Annotated in this window: 14 protein-coding genes, 1 pseudogene and 1 riboswitch; of the genes and pseudogenes, 7 read left to right on the top strand and 8 right to left on the bottom strand. The window is 68.7% G+C overall.

Features of this window, described 5'->3' with window-relative positions; genetic code table 11:
• The first annotated feature begins 51 nt into the window (after positions 1 to 51).
• A complete protein-coding gene (locus ACFRMN_RS16340; protein ID WP_383019450.1) occupies positions 52 to 624 on the top strand; it encodes a TetR/AcrR family transcriptional regulator in 573 nt (190 codons plus the stop codon).
• Between the two features lie 933 nt (positions 625 to 1,557).
• Positions 1,558 to 1,643, top strand: a riboswitch (ZMP/ZTP riboswitch).
• Positions 1,644 to 1,665: 22 nt separating this feature from the next.
• Positions 1,666 to 2,048 (top strand): annotated as a pseudogene (locus ACFRMN_RS16335) (tetrahydrofolate dehydrogenase/cyclohydrolase catalytic domain-containing protein); the annotation flags it as partial.
• A 320-nt stretch (positions 2,049 to 2,368) separates the two neighbouring features.
• On the opposite strand, the gene ACFRMN_RS16330 reads toward ACFRMN_RS16335, so the two are convergent.
• A complete protein-coding gene (locus tag ACFRMN_RS16330) occupies positions 2,369 to 3,253 on the bottom strand; it encodes a LysR family transcriptional regulator (protein WP_383019447.1) in 885 nt (294 codons plus the stop codon).
• Positions 3,254 to 3,512: 259 nt separating this feature from the next.
• On the opposite strand from ACFRMN_RS16330, the gene ACFRMN_RS16325 reads away from it, so the two are divergent.
• Positions 3,513 to 4,646 carry a M20 family metallopeptidase gene (locus ACFRMN_RS16325; RefSeq protein ID WP_383019670.1) on the top strand — a complete coding sequence of 378 codons (1,134 nt, stop codon included), beginning with the start codon at positions 3,513 to 3,515 and terminating at the stop codon, positions 4,644 to 4,646.
• A gap of 149 nt (positions 4,647 to 4,795) precedes the next feature.
• The gene (locus tag ACFRMN_RS16320; protein ID WP_383019444.1) at positions 4,796 to 5,290 is read left to right on the top strand and encodes a hypothetical protein; all 495 of its coding nucleotides are present in this window, start codon (positions 4,796 to 4,798) and stop codon (positions 5,288 to 5,290) included.
• Between the two features lie 390 nt (positions 5,291 to 5,680).
• Here ACFRMN_RS16320 and ACFRMN_RS16315 read toward each other — a convergent pair whose 3' ends face one another.
• Positions 5,681 to 6,457 carry a MerR family transcriptional regulator gene (locus ACFRMN_RS16315; protein WP_383019442.1) on the bottom strand — a complete coding sequence of 259 codons (777 nt, stop codon included), beginning with the start codon at positions 6,455 to 6,457 and terminating at the stop codon, positions 5,681 to 5,683.
• A gap of 221 nt (positions 6,458 to 6,678) precedes the next feature.
• On the opposite strand from ACFRMN_RS16315, the gene ACFRMN_RS16310 reads away from it, so the two are divergent.
• Positions 6,679 to 7,842, top strand: coding sequence for a serine hydrolase domain-containing protein (locus tag ACFRMN_RS16310; RefSeq protein WP_383019440.1), 1,164 nt, complete (start codon positions 6,679 to 6,681; stop codon positions 7,840 to 7,842).
• A 68-nt stretch (positions 7,843 to 7,910) separates the two neighbouring features.
• Here ACFRMN_RS16310 and ACFRMN_RS16305 read toward each other — a convergent pair whose 3' ends face one another.
• The 4 genes from ACFRMN_RS16305 to ACFRMN_RS16290 all read right to left on the bottom strand — a co-directional run bounded on the left by ACFRMN_RS16305 (position 7,911) and on the right by ACFRMN_RS16290 (position 9,880).
• The gene (locus ACFRMN_RS16305; protein WP_383019437.1) at positions 7,911 to 8,177 is read right to left on the bottom strand and encodes a hypothetical protein; all 267 of its coding nucleotides are present in this window, start codon (positions 8,175 to 8,177) and stop codon (positions 7,911 to 7,913) included.
• A gap of 333 nt (positions 8,178 to 8,510) precedes the next feature.
• A complete protein-coding gene (locus ACFRMN_RS16300; protein WP_383019434.1) occupies positions 8,511 to 9,191 on the bottom strand; it encodes a restriction endonuclease in 681 nt (226 codons plus the stop codon).
• On the bottom strand, positions 9,191 to 9,403 hold the full coding sequence (locus tag ACFRMN_RS16295; RefSeq protein ID WP_383019432.1) for a hypothetical protein: 213 nt from the start codon (positions 9,401 to 9,403) through the stop codon (positions 9,191 to 9,193). Before ACFRMN_RS16295 ends, ACFRMN_RS16300 begins: the two co-directional genes overlap by 1 nt.
• 342 nt (positions 9,404 to 9,745) lie before the next feature.
• Positions 9,746 to 9,880, bottom strand: coding sequence for a hypothetical protein (locus tag ACFRMN_RS16290; RefSeq protein WP_383019429.1), 135 nt, complete (start codon positions 9,878 to 9,880; stop codon positions 9,746 to 9,748).
• Positions 9,881 to 9,943: 63 nt separating this feature from the next.
• Here ACFRMN_RS16290 and ACFRMN_RS16285 point away from each other — a divergent pair, with 63 nt between their 5' ends.
• Positions 9,944 to 11,146, top strand: a complete 1,203-nt coding sequence (locus tag ACFRMN_RS16285; RefSeq protein ID WP_383019426.1) for a hypothetical protein — start codon at positions 9,944 to 9,946, stop codon at positions 11,144 to 11,146.
• A gap of 389 nt (positions 11,147 to 11,535) precedes the next feature.
• Positions 11,536 to 11,661: a hypothetical protein gene (locus ACFRMN_RS16280; RefSeq protein ID WP_383019424.1), complete on the top strand. Its 126-nt coding sequence runs from the start codon at positions 11,536 to 11,538 to the stop codon at positions 11,659 to 11,661.
• Positions 11,662 to 11,937: 276 nt separating this feature from the next.
• Here the strand turns inward: ACFRMN_RS16280 and ACFRMN_RS16275 are convergent, their stop codons facing one another.
• The gene (locus ACFRMN_RS16275; RefSeq protein ID WP_383019421.1) at positions 11,938 to 12,618 is read right to left on the bottom strand and encodes an NADPH-dependent F420 reductase; all 681 of its coding nucleotides are present in this window, start codon (positions 12,616 to 12,618) and stop codon (positions 11,938 to 11,940) included.
• Between the two features lie 358 nt (positions 12,619 to 12,976).
• The gene (locus ACFRMN_RS16270; protein ID WP_383019418.1) at positions 12,977 to 13,453 is read right to left on the bottom strand and encodes a nuclear transport factor 2 family protein; all 477 of its coding nucleotides are present in this window, start codon (positions 13,451 to 13,453) and stop codon (positions 12,977 to 12,979) included.
• Positions 13,454 to 13,505 lie beyond the last annotated feature (52 nt).

Here is a 13,505-nt window from a genome sequence, read left to right as displayed (position 1 = left end):
AATGCATCCGTCCAGAAATCGCACGTAGTATGGGCTCATGGGAGGAACCACATGAACCTGCGCGAGCGCAAAAAACTGGCGACCTGGCGTGCCATCCAGACCGCCGCGCTGCGGCTCTTCGACGAGCAGGGCTACGAGGCCACGACGGTCGACCAGATCGCGGCGGCGGCGAATGTCTCGCGCGCCACCTTCTTCAACTACTTCGCCGGCAAAGATGCCGCGGTCCTGGACCAGGATCCTGAGGAGCGGCTCAACTGGCAGGCCCTGCTGGATGAGCGTCCCGCGGACGAACCACTCTGGGACTCGCTCACCGCGATCCTGACGGGGTTCTGCGAGAGTCTGCGCGACCGCGTCCCGCTGCAGCGCCGCCTCAAGGCGCAATCGCCCGCCTTCGCGCAGTCGGCCCAGGGCTTCGGCGAGCAGTTCTTCAACGACCTGAGGCGCTGGACGGAGTCCCGTATCACCGGCCCCGACGAACTGACTCCAATTTTGCAGCTGAACCTCGCGGTAGCCGCCACCCTCACCGCCTACGAGACCTGGCCCGCGGAAGAGTCTTTCAACGGGTACCTGCGACGCCTGGAACGCTGCCTGCGGCAGGCCGGCCCCGGCACTCCCGTCGAGTGACCGGTGGGGGAGAGGGAGCGGCGGGCTGGTTGTAAGGACGTTTTTGGGGCTCCAGCCGACGGAAGTTCTCTGGCTCCATGGGCGGGCTGAAGGGGGCGTGAGGCGGTGTGATTCACGCCCCTGCAGCAAAGTGATTTGGCCCCACTTCGACTGAGTGGTTCCAGTGGCCCTGGGCGTGGGGTCTCGCGGTATTTCGGAAGCCTCGGTCAGCCGCCGCCGGCGTGCCCCCGACAGGTGCGTGGAGGCTGCCGACCCGGCTCCACTCAGGCCCGGCTCGACTCAGGCCGCGGACCGCCCAGTGTCCGCGGTAGCTGGACGAGAACGGGTGATGGTCCGGTCGGCACTGGGACCCGGCGGCCGGGCGCCGCAGCTGACCCTGAGCTCAGCGGGACACGCGCAAGGTTGCGTCGGTCCTTCCCAAGATCCATGAACTCCCGCTATGCCCTGAGTGCTGTGGCGCGGCGGGGACGTGAACCGGTTCGCGTGATGACCACGGGGCAGTGCCCGCGCTCCTGCGCGGGTATGAACATGCCCGTTGTTGCGTCCCTTGACCCGATAAGCGGATGGACCCTCCGTGAGGAGATCGCCGCCAAGCTCGCCATTCCCTTCCATGATCTGACACCTCAGGAGGCAGCTGAGGGTCTACAGGCACAGGGGTTGCCCGGATGGTTCGTAGATGACCTTCTGCGGCTCTACGCGGAGATGGCAGCCGATGCGATGTCCGAGGTGACGACGGCGGTGCGGGACCTGACCGGTCGTGCGCCGCGTACATTCGACAGGTTCCTGGCGAATGGGTAGAGCACGCTCGTAGAACCGTGGATCCCACAACGCCGGAGAATTGACGTCAGGCCGGAGGGGACGGGATTTCTTACGTCGCTTCCTGGCCGAGGGCCTGATCGATGCGCGGTGAGGATGCAGTGCCTACTGCGGTGCGGCGTGGGCCGTGACTGGCGCTGAGGTGGAGCACCACCGGGAAGCGGTCTGACGAGGAGTCAATGCCGTGCGCCTGGGCGAGTGGTCAGCAACGCCTGGAGGGCAACGATGTCCCCGACTCGGACGGCTCAGCTCATGGACGGCACCAGCCTCGCCAGACGCATCGTTGAAGAGGTCGCGGTCAAGGCGGCAGAGATCTCACGGCGCACGGGAACCTGCCCCTGTCCGGCGACGGTGCTGGTGGGAGAGGACCCCGCTTCGCTCGCGTATGTCCGCATGAAACGGGCCCGCTGCGCAAAGGCAGGTATCCAGTCCAGTCCCGGCACATCGGTCTGCCGGCCACCACCACGACCGCCGAACTGATCGACACCCTCGCTGCCCTGTCCGACGATCCGGAAATCCACGGCATCCTGCTCCAGCATCCTTGTGGCCCGCACATCGACGAGCGAGCGGCGTTCGAGGCCATTGCCCCGGAGAAGGATGCTGAAGGCCCAGAACCGGGAGACCGCGTGTCGGATGGGCAGTTCCTCTGATATCGGCTCGCCGCCCGTGAGGGCGGTGAGCCCTCGGAGCGGGGGGCCCGCAGATGCGTCAGCCGGCCTTGGCGGGTTCCGCGCAGCGGGCTCGGGTGCCGGCGAGGCGAACGCCCGCGCCCTGCCGCATCACCTCAACGTCCAGGTCACCGTTCATGACCGGTTGCCGGTTCTGCGGCCCAACCTCGATCTTGTCCCTCGTGGGGTGAGGGCGGCGACGAAAGGGTGTTGCCCCGGTGTCGCCACGAGTGAGGCCGCAGCGGCCTGGAGCCGCTGGTTCAGCCAACGGCGTCGTGCAGCAGATCCCGCAGTGTCAGTGCCGCCGGTAGCGGGGCTGCGGGCAGCGCCACATGGACGGTCCGGCGCAGGGCCGGGTCGGTGAGGCGGCACAGGACGAGTTCGTCGGGGACCGCCCGGGCGGCCAGCGAGGGGACCAGCGCCACCCCCAGTCCGGCGGCCGCGTAGCCGAACTTCCCGGTCCATTCCGCGATCCGGATGATCTTCCTGGGGGTGAAGCCCGCCCGTGCGCAGGCATCGGCGAGCATCGTAGGACGGTCGCCGTACGCGCTGTGAAGCCATGCCTCGTCTCGCAGTTCACGCAGGTCGACCGTGAGGGCTCCGGCCAGGCGGTGCGCGCGCGGAAGAGCCACGAACAGTTCGTCCTCGCACAACAAGGTCGTCGTGACACCGTCGGCCGATGGCAGACCGGACGGGTAGTCGCTGACGACAGCGAGGTCCAACGCCCCGTCCGCGAGGCGCTCCATCAGCGTGTCGGTCCAGCCCTCGACCGCGATGACCTCGACATCCGGCTTCGCGTGCTGGAGTGCCCGCAGGGCGGTGGGCACGAGCGAGATGTTGGCGGTGGCGAAGGCTCCCGTGTGCAGCAGTCCGCCGTTCCCCGCGTTCAGCACGGCCAGCTCCCGCGCCGCCCGCGACAGCCGGTCGAGCACCTCCACGGCGTGCCGGTGCAGCGTACGGCCGAGGGGATTGAGCCGTACGCCCCGAGGGAGCCGTTCGAACAGCGGCCCGCCCGCCTGCTGTTCCAGCGCGGCGATCCGCCGGGAGACCGCGGACTGTGTGTAATTGAGCCGGACCGCCGCCTTGGTGAACGATCCGGTCTCTGCCACGGCCACGAGCAGCCGAAGCGCGTCGACCTCGAACACGCCCCTCCCCCTTCACGATCCTCCGGGCATCGCCCGTCTTCCCACAACCCATTCTCCATATGCATGGGTCCTATGCAATCCAGTCGCTGGTGGAATGCCTTGGCCCGCCCTAACGTCGTTCACACGGCGGGGCTTCGCAGGGGGAACGGCCCCGCCGCACCACTGCCCATGAAGTCCGAGGGGGAAATGTGTTGTCACGACAGGGAGTTGGCATGGGGCGGGACCGATGACCCGGGGGGCCGCTGTCGAACTGCCGGCGATGCTGGCCGATCTGGCGGAACTCGTGCGCTGCGAGTCCTTCTCGGCCGACCACGCGGCGGTGGCGCGAAGCGCCGAGGTAGTGGGCGCGCTCGGGAGGAGGCTGCTGGGGGCCGGGCCGGAGACGATTGTGATCGACGGTGTGACCCATCTGCGGTGGACGTTCGGCACCCCGCGGGTCTTGCTGGTAGGACACCACGACACGGTGTGGCCCATGGGCTCGATCAAGAGCCACCCCTGGTCGGTGGCCGACGGGATCGCCCGCGGCCCCGGGGTCCTGGACATGAAGGCGGGCCTGGTGCAGATGTTCCATGCCCTGGCCTCGCTTCCGTCCCCGGACGGAGTGGGCATACTCGTCAACGGGGACGAGGAGGTCGGCTCGGCGACCTCCCGGCAACTGATCGAGGAATCCGTGCGAGGGTGCGCGGCCGCCTTTGTTCTGGAAGCGTCCGCGGACGACGAGGGTGCGCTCAAGACCGCCCGCAAGGGCACTTCGCGGTACGAGGTCGTCGTGCATGGCAGGGCGGCCCACGCGGGTCAGGAACCGCAGAAGGGGATCAACGCCGCGGTCGAGGCCGCTCACCAGGTGCTGTCCATCGCCGGTCTCGGCGCCGCGATGGGCGCCGTCGACGGCGCGGACTCCGTCCTGGGCTCCGCGACCGTCACGCCCACCCTGCTGTCGGCCGGCAGTGCGCGCAACACGGTGCCCGCGCTGGCGCGGGTGTCGGTGGACGTGCGCGTGCCGACCCCGGTGGCACAGGACCGGATCGACGCGCTCATACGGGGGCTCACGCCGCGGGCGCCCGGCGCCCGGCTGGAGGTGCTGGGCGGCAGCCAACGGCCGCCCATGGAGCCGGAGTCCTCCGCCGGACTGTTCGCCCTCGCCTCCCAACTCGCCGCGGAACTGGGCCAGGAACCGCTGCGGGGGATCGCCGTCGGCGGCGCCTCGGACGGCAACTACACCGCGGCTGCGGGCTGTCCGACGCTGGACGGCCTGGGCGCCGTGGGCGGTGGCGCTCACGCGAGCACCGAGTACGTCAAGGTCGGGCAGATGGTCCCCCGCACCCGTCTGCTCGCTCAACTCATCATGCGGACACGGCGCCGGCCCGACCGTGACCGGCGTGGCTCAGTGTGAAACGCGGCTGGGACTTTCTCTCAGCCTCTCGAAAGCCGGTGCTGCCGTTACTGCTGTTGCTGCCGTTCCGTCAGCCGCACCTTGATGGCTGATGGCCGGTCCGAATCGATGGGGAGATCATGGCTCTGTTCCAGAGGAGACGATTCATCATGCGACAGGGCGTGGACGGGCTCGGCCTCGGCGAGAAGCTCGGTAGTTATCCCGTCGCGGGAGTGGGAGGCGGCCTGGCGCAGATGGCGCGGCGGGTCGGCGTGGTGCTGTACGTCATCCTGGTCGTCTGCTTGGTAGTTATCACGCCCCCGGCGGCGTTCGCCAAGGGCGCCGTCATGACAGCGGTGGTGTTCGTCCTGTTCGGCCTCATGCTGGCATGGCGTCGTATGTCCGCGAGGTTCGGACTCAGGCGGTGCTACCTCTACACGGACGGCCTGGTCGTCACCAATCTGTTCGGCGGCGTGCAGGACGCGGTGGCGTGGAGCGAGGTGACCGTGCTGAACCGGCTCAGCGGCGCGTCGCTCTTCATGACCTTCCACCGGGTCGAGATCGCACGGCATGGCCTCAGGCCCCTGGCGTTCCTGGCGCTGGGTCTGAAGCCCCCTCTGGTGGACGCTCTGCTGAGCCAGCTGGCCAAGAACGGTATTCGCTGAGAGCGGCACGTGCCGACCGAGTCGACGCCGCGGCGGACCTTGATGATGCGTGGCCGCAGCCGCCGCACCCGCAGCCTTGTCGCCGGACAAAGAGTTCGTCCCACCGCGCTGTTCCTTGGGCCGGACAAAGGCCACCGTCAACGAGAAAGGGACAGTGGACATGCGAGCCTACGAACGAGATCGCGGCGCGTCCGACCGAGACGGTGCGGCGATCTTTTTCCAGGGTTGTCAAGCTCATTCGCTGGTCAGTGGCCTGCTCATGGTGCAGGTAAGTAAGGCGAGTGTTCGGCGAGTTGATCTGTCTTCGGGGACCCGCCACTGTCCTCGTCGCATGCCGGCATCGGAGGCACACGTCCAGTGTGCGGCCCCCGGCCTTCTCCTGAGAGGGCGTCACTGATACGGGATGTGGATGCCGGCCGCGCGCAGGTTCGCTTCGACCAGGGCGTTCAACCGGGCGATGGAGGGTCCCTGGTCTTCCCGGTGGTGGTTGACCAGTCCGTACCGGGCGGCGGCGTCGGACTGGTTCTGAAACCCGGTCGGTATCGTCCGCAGCGCACGATTGGTCAGCAGATTGGCGGCCACCGCGGACGCGAGTGCTTCGATCCGCGGGTCGTCGGGATCCCAGGATCTGGCGTCCCAGCTGCGCTTGGTCAGCTCGATGAACTCGGGGTCGGCGAGCGAGTGTTCGAGGTGGGTCAGGAAGCTGTCGAAGATCTCCGGAATCAGTGCCCGGGCCAGCACCAGACCCTCGCGTTGAACGGCCACGTAGTCGGGGCTGAAGCTCAGATCGGTGAGTCGGTCCAGGATCGCGCAGGCCCGGTCGGGCAGAAGGGCCCGGTCGCTGTGGTTGAGCCGGTGCAGCGTGTCGCGGCGTGCGGTCAAGTCCTCGATCCGTTCGGTGAGGCGGCGATGGACGTCGTCCAGGGCGGCGGCGAACCGCTCGGGACCGGCGTCGAGCAGGTCGCCGATCTCGGCCAGCGGGACGCCGGCCCCGGCCAGGGTCCTGGCCTGGATCAGCCGGAGCAGGTCGGCCGACCCGTAGCGCCGGTAGCCGGAACCGTCACGTTCCGGCTCGGCGACCAGGCCGAGCCGGTGATAGTGCCGCACCGTCTTGATCGTGACGCCGACGAACGCCGCCGCCTGACCGATCGTGAGCCCGTTCGCCATCGGTTCAGCACACCTCCAGATCGTGGACGGCCGCGGTCTCGGGGTACGGGTTGCGGGCGATCACAGGGGCGAGGGTAGCGCGCGTTGATCGGTGCCCGGTCAGCCCATGGTCGCGATGGAGGTTGACCTTGACCTTGGGTCAGGGTGCACGCTCATCGCGAGGCCGCCTCGAAGGGGCCGGTAGCCACCAGGGCCAACCGTCACGAGATTGAGGAATGACCATGAGCGCGTCCCTCCACACCACAGAGAACTCCGCTGCCGGACAGGATCGCCCGGAGCTGCGGAAGGCCATCCAGGAGATCGTCGATTCCGGTCTCGCCGGGGTGTCGCTGCGTGTGAACGATGAGCGGGGCGAGTGGGTCGGCAGTGCGGGGGTGGCCGAGCTGGGCGAGGCTGCCGAGCCGCCGGTCAACGGGTACGTCCGGATCGGCAGCAACACCAAGACCTTCACCGCGACCCTCGTGCTGCAACTGGTGGCCGAAGGCAAGATCGAACTGGACACCCCGGCGGCCGACTACCTGCCCGAGTTCGCCCTTGACCGGCGGATAACGGTGCGGATGCTGTTGCAGCACACCAGCGGGGTGTTCAACTTCACCGGCGAGCTCTTCGAGGACGGGACGGTCGTAGCGGGGATCCCCTCCACCATCTCGGGCCAGGAGTGGGTGGACAACCGGTTCAGGACCTACCCCCCGGAGAAACTGGTACGACTGGCGTTGTCCAAGCCGGCGCGGTTCGAACCGGGGACGGGCTGGAGCTACTCCAACACCAACTACGTGCTGGCCAGGCTGCTGGTTGAGAAGGTCACCGGCCGCTCGTGCGCCGAGGAGACGCAGGAGCGGATCCTGGGTCCGCTCGGCCTGTCGGACACCGTGGTGCCGTACACCTCGCCGGAGATCCCCGAGCCGCACGCCCACGCCTACTACCGGTACGAGGAAGCCGGCCGGCAGAAGACGGTCGACATCACCCGCCAGAACCCCTCCTGGATCTCCGCCGGCGGAGACATGATCTCCACCACCCAGGACCTCCACACGTTCATCTCCGCGCTGGCGGGCGGCAAGTTCCTGCCGGCCGGGCTGCTGGCCGAGATGCGCACGCCGCATCCCGAGAGCGGCTTCGGCCTGGGGCTGCGTGTGCAGGACGCGGGCCCCAACGGCGGCACCCTCCTCTTCCACAACGGCGGCGCCGCGGGCCACGCGGCGCTGATGTACAGCACGCCCGACGGCAGCAAGACCCTCACCGCCTCGCTCAACTATGTGGACGACGCCGCGATGTCCCTGGCCGGGGTGTTCCTGAAGGCGATGGAGAGGCTCGTCGATGAGGTGTTCGGCGGCGAGCGGGCCGGATCGACTGACGAGGTGGCCGAGCCGACGCAGCCGACGAACTGAGCACCTCGCACCCGTATCTCTTGAAGGTGGGATCGGGATGGGAGGCAGTCTGCGGGATAGATCGTCTGTCACCGGTCGACTTCGAGGTTCCGCCAGGACGAGCAGGACGAGCAGGACGAGCAGGACGAGCAGGACGAGCAGGACGAGCAGGACGAGGAGGGCGTGCAGGAGGTTCGTCGCGCGAGGTCCGCGAGGGCACCGAGGCCCGGCGCCGACCATCCGGTCGTGAGCAGCTCGGCGTCCGCTGGAGTGATCCCGAGCCTCTGGAGGGCCGGGTCGGTGGTTGTGCGACGGTCGGTGATCTCGGTGATGACCCAGAAGGCGCCGCCGGCCACCAGGAGGGGCGGACACGGTCGACGAACATGGCTTTGTCGGCGCCGAACAGGAACGACAGCAGCATCACCAGGAGGATGAGCATGGCCGGCGTGCCCACGGCGACGAGGGCGGTCCACCACGGGTGATCGGCGATCAGTCCCCACAGGTCCATCCATGGTGATCCACCGGCTGACGTCGTTGGTGAGCCACTTCCACACCATCTTGCCGACGGCCAGTGCAAGGACGGCGTGCAACAGGAACTTCGGCAGCGGGTCGAGCGACCCGTCTTCGTCGAGCACCGCACCTCCAGGTCGAGCACCACACCTCCGGGCGGTTGATGATGGGGTGCCCTGTCAGGCGGCGCGCCGGAGCCGGGCGCGGCGGGAGCGCGCGGACAACCCGAGGAGCTCGTGCAGCGCGGTGCCGTTCTCCGCCCAGCGCCGGAGTCTGTCCCGGTCGACCCAGCGGATGCTGTGCCGGTCGCCCCAGGTCATGGCGTCCCGGGAGAAAGTACTGTTGGTGACGACGACGGCGTGGTCGGCACGGTGGGCCGGGCCTGCCGTTCCCTTCACCGCGTACATGACGGAGGACCCCACCTTCCCGCCGACCCGGGTGTGCTTGGCCTGGATGACGATCCGGCCTCGGTGGGTGTGCTCGCCGATGACGTCGGCGGCCTGGTCGCCTCTGCCCCCCACACGCCGTGCCGACCAGCCGTCGCGGACGAGCAGGTCCCGCAGCGCGTGCTCGAACTGCCGGTCGTCCATCGCGTCGATCTCGGCAAGGGTGATCCGCAGCGTGGCCAACCGTTCCGCGTCACGCCGCCGGCCACGCACGGTTCGCGTGATCCGCCAGGCCCCGATGACCCCCGCCGGCAGAACAAAAGCCAGCAGGAACGGCCACCCGTCCTTGAGCGCTCCGAGGGCCGCGACGGCCATCCGGACGGCCAGGACGAGCGCCGCCAGTGCCACGACCGCGGCCGAGAGGACCTCGGGCGCGCCGCGTGGACGTCGGAGGCGTAACCGCTTGCGCCCCATCAGCGGGCGGCGGGAGAGGAGGCGGCCGGCTGCGGTTGCGCGGGCGGCGCCGTGGTGGCCGCCTCACCGAACCCGAACACCTGCCCCCACAACCAGATGCCGGCCGCGAGGCCGGCGATCATCCAGCCGCTCATCCGCTTCGCCCTGCCCGGCTTCGGATTGCGGCGGATGTGGCCGCGTACGAAGTGGAACCCGTCCGGCGCCTTCGACATGACGTCCCTCCCATCAGCGAGCCACGGTCGCGGCCCGTCTCTCTCATTGATGTAGCAGTGGCCACTGACAGAAATTGACGGTTCATCACGAGGCCGAGCTGGGCCGGGCCGTCATCAAGCCAGGGTCCATCGCATCGTCCGGCTGCCCGCCCGACTCGAAGCCCAGGGCCGCTGACCTGGAGGACGGGCGGCCACGTGACTTGAGTGCGGCCCCCGAGTCCCGCCAACCGCAGCCCTGCGAGGTTCACCGATCGGACGTCTCTCACCTGCGGAGACGGCCGAGGCCGCCTCCGGGCATACCGCGAAGGCGAATGGCGAAAAGAAGCGGGAGCGCACTCGTCGCTATTGTGCGCCGGTGCCGCCGCTCTCGCGGGTCTTCACGCCGGGGTCCCCGCCGCGTACGTGGCCCAGTGCGGCGGCGAGCGCGAGCAGCGCCGGGACGGCTCCGTGCCGGGACGAACCAAGGCCGATTCCCACCACATCGGGTCTTCGGTTCTGCTACGACTTGGAAGGGACGGACGGGAAGGCGGAGGCCAGGTCATGTCGGAATACCAGCACTATCATTTTATGGTTGATGAGTCGTTGACCGACGGACAGCTTGCGGAGATCCGCGCATTGACGACGCGCGCCCGCCTCACCCGGCACAGCTTTGTCAATACCTACACCTGGGGCGACTTCAAGGGCGACCCTCAGGCACTGCTGGAATCCACGTACGACGCTTACCTCTACTTCGCGAACTGGGGCACACGGCAGGTGAGTCTGCGTTGGCCCGACACCGCCCTACCCCTGGACGTCGCCGAAACCTACTGCGCCGGTGCGCCGGCGACCAGTCGGGCAGCCGGCGGATATGTGCTGATCTCCCTGGAGTCGGATTCCGAGGGAGAGGCAGAGGATTTCATCGACCTCTTCGACCATGGGCACGACGGGGACATGGGCGAACAGTGGCTGCCCTCCATCACTCGCGCCCGCTCTCACGTCGCCGAAGGTGACCTGCGTCTCCTCTACCTCGCCTGGCTGCTCAGGCTGCAGGCCGGTGAACTCGACGACAACGACCTTGAGCCCCCGGTGCCGCCGGGCCTGGCAGAGCTGCCCGAATCACTGACCGACCTGGCCACGTTCCTCCGTATCGACCCGGACCTCGTCGCGGCCGCGGCCACAGGCTCACCCCGGCCGGTACCCCGCCCTTCCCTGGCTGCCCACCGCGCCTGGATCGCCACCCTCGACCCCGGCGAGAAGGATGCCGTCCTCGCCCAACTGCTTCACGGAGACGACGTCCAGCCCCTGTCCGGGCTGCGTCGGCGCTTCCAGGACACCTGCACGGCCACGGCGCCTGACCCGGCACCGCGTACGGTCGCCGAACTCCGTGCCGCGGTATCGGCACAAAGAGCGAGACGAATCGCCCACGAGCAACAGCAGGAGGCCGAGGAGAGGGAAAGAGTCGTCCGTGAGGCGCGCGAGGCCCAGGACCGGCGCCTGTCCGACCTGCAGCACGATCCCGAGACCGCCTGGCAGCAGGCGGGAGAACTGCTCACCGTGAGGGGAACCCGCCACTACAGGGAGGTCGTCCAGCTCCTGAGCGACTTGGCTGCGCTGGCCGACCGGGACGACACCATGACCGCGTTCACCGAGCGCTACGGCGAATTCATCACCGCCCACCGGACAAAGAAGGCCCTGCTGCGCGCTCTCAGAGCCGACGGACCAGCCTGCGCCGCCCTCATCGCCCGCACCCCCGCGACGGACTGAGACCCCTGCGGCCGTCAAGCGCCCGCGCCACGCGAACGGACGGGTCTGATTGATGCCCCGTAACACGGCGCACGAGCCGATCCCGGGCAACGACGCGGCGATCCCAGGGAGGGCGGTCACCGTCTAGCGCACGCCCTGAAAGGCGCTTGACGACTCGCCCGCAAGCGAGCCCGTCCAGCCGCCTCGCCGACGACATTGCTGGAGCCACCGGACAGGCTCGGGGTGTGAGGCTCAGCGGCCCTGACCGGCGTTTCCGACTGGGCCGACCTTCATCGGGGGAGTCGGCGCCGTCCGCGACGGGTAGCGTGGCGGCGCCCGGCCAGATTCCTGGAGAGCGCCTTTTGGCGGTCGAGCGTCAAGTCCTCATGTCGGACCGGAGACCCAGAGTCGTGAGGCCGCTGGGAGGCAGCCCGCGTTCGTATCTGCCGGATTCTTCGCCGGGGGAGGAATTCGACCGGGCCGGGCCGGCCACCGCCGCGTACGGCCGCGCGGTCAAGGTCGCCAGGAAGCAGTAACCACCCCGCAACCAGCAGCCCTGACCCAGCCTCACCCGGAAAGGAACACCAACTCACGGACCGTCCTCTGATGGCTCCTGCGGCGCCTGACCTGCCGAATCCGTTCGTGCCAATGCTGTTGGGAGCGGGCGACGTCGCTCTGCGCACGCGCCGCCGATGCCACGGTGCTCCGAAGCCGAAGCCGAAGCCGAAGCCGAAGCCGAAGCCGAAGCCGAAGCCGAAGCCGAAGCCGAAGCCGAAGCCGAAGCCGAAGCCGAAGCGGCAGGCGTTCGTGGCTCAGCGCCGTGCCGACGCCAGTGCCGCGCTGACCTCGGCGGCAGAGGCGGGAGCGGCCGGCTGGTTCCTGTACTGGTCGTTCTTGGTCACCGCGTAGGGCGCGCAGAAGGCCGGGGTGCCCACTTGTGAGCGCCAGCTTTCGGCGAGCGGTCCCATGTCCAGGCAGTCGTACCCGAGCAGCGAGAGCAATTCGGCGGCGTGCTTCTTGGCGCCCGGGTCGTTGCCGGCGATCGGCAGGGTGGTGCGGTCGGCCGCGTCCACGGGCCGTGGCAGTGCCGCCAGGTGTTTGTAGTTGATGTTGTTGAACGCCTTCACGACGTGCGCCTCGGCCAAGTGCCGCTGGAGCAGTTCGCTATCGGTGAGCTCCTGCGCTTCGAGTTCCGGGATGGTGCCGTCACGCGGGGCAAAGTAGTTACCGGTGTCGATGACCGTCTTGCCGACGAGGGGCTCCCGGGGAACCGTCCCAATAGCGCCGACCGGGATCGTCACGACGACCCAGTCCCCGGCCGCCGCTTGCGCGGGAGTGGCCGCACGGGCCCGCGGCCCCAGTTCGTCCACGAGGTCGGAAAGCGTCTGCGGCCCACGCGAGTTGCTGAGCACGACGTCCAGGCCGGCGTCGACCGCCAGACGGGCGAGCGTGCTTCCGATGTGTCCACTGCCGATGAGTCCAAGTGTTGCCATACCTGGGAAACCTCCCGGTTGAGTGCCGATCCGCGCGAGTGCCTTTCTTCGATCCCCGAAGCGGGAGTCGTGTGATCAGCGGTGACTGCTGAAATACATGAGGGACCGCGGCCCCGCAGGGACGCCGTCGCTTGCTCGATCCGAAGTTCCGCTGCGGGCCTTGGACCGCGCCGTGTGCCTCGCCCCGTTGTAGACCCGTTGGGTCCAACAGGCCCCGCTCCGCCCCTGCGAGCGGGGCCCTTCGCCGTCCGGGTCCGCTTGAGGGCGGAACGTGCCGCGCGCGGCTGTGGAAGAGGCCAGGTTCGGCAGCTCCCTCCGTAGCCCGCTGTGCGGGCGTCGGGGACGGGCCGCAGGGTGATCAGAAGACGTAGGGGATGTCGTGGATGATGTCCTGGTGGCGGATGCGCCAGACGCCGCCGGTCCGGCGGAAGGTGAAGCGGTAGTACCCGGACTCGATGGGCTTGATGGCGCCTTGGGCGCCGAAGGTGCCGGCGGGCCACCCGCCCTCGGGCTTCCTGGTTCCGACAACGTCGAAGGTGATGAACTGGGTTTCGATGCCGGCCTCGTCGCCGTCGACGGAGACCAGGTGGTCGTAGGTGGTGTGGTGGCTCCAGCCCAGGGGCGGGTGCGGCGCCATGGCTGTGGACATGGCCGCTGCGATCTGCGCTCCTCCGGAGAGGGTTCCCAGCAGTTCCGTCCCGTTGGGCCCGCGATGGTAGTGGACCTCGACGACCGCGTCGGCCTCGTAGAGCTTTGCCAGCGCCTCGCCGTCGCGCCGGTCCGCGGCCCGGGTGTATCGGGAAACGATCTCCCTGATCTCGTTCTCGGTGCTCATGACATTCTCCGGTTCTCCTTGTGGTGCCTGTCGGCGTCCGGGCTTGTGCGGC

It is taken from the genome of Streptomyces sp. NPDC056835 (assembly GCF_042789485.1).
Lineage (GTDB): Bacteria > Actinomycetota > Actinomycetes > Streptomycetales > Streptomycetaceae > Streptomyces.
This window is presented reverse-complemented; position numbering and strand designations above follow the sequence as displayed.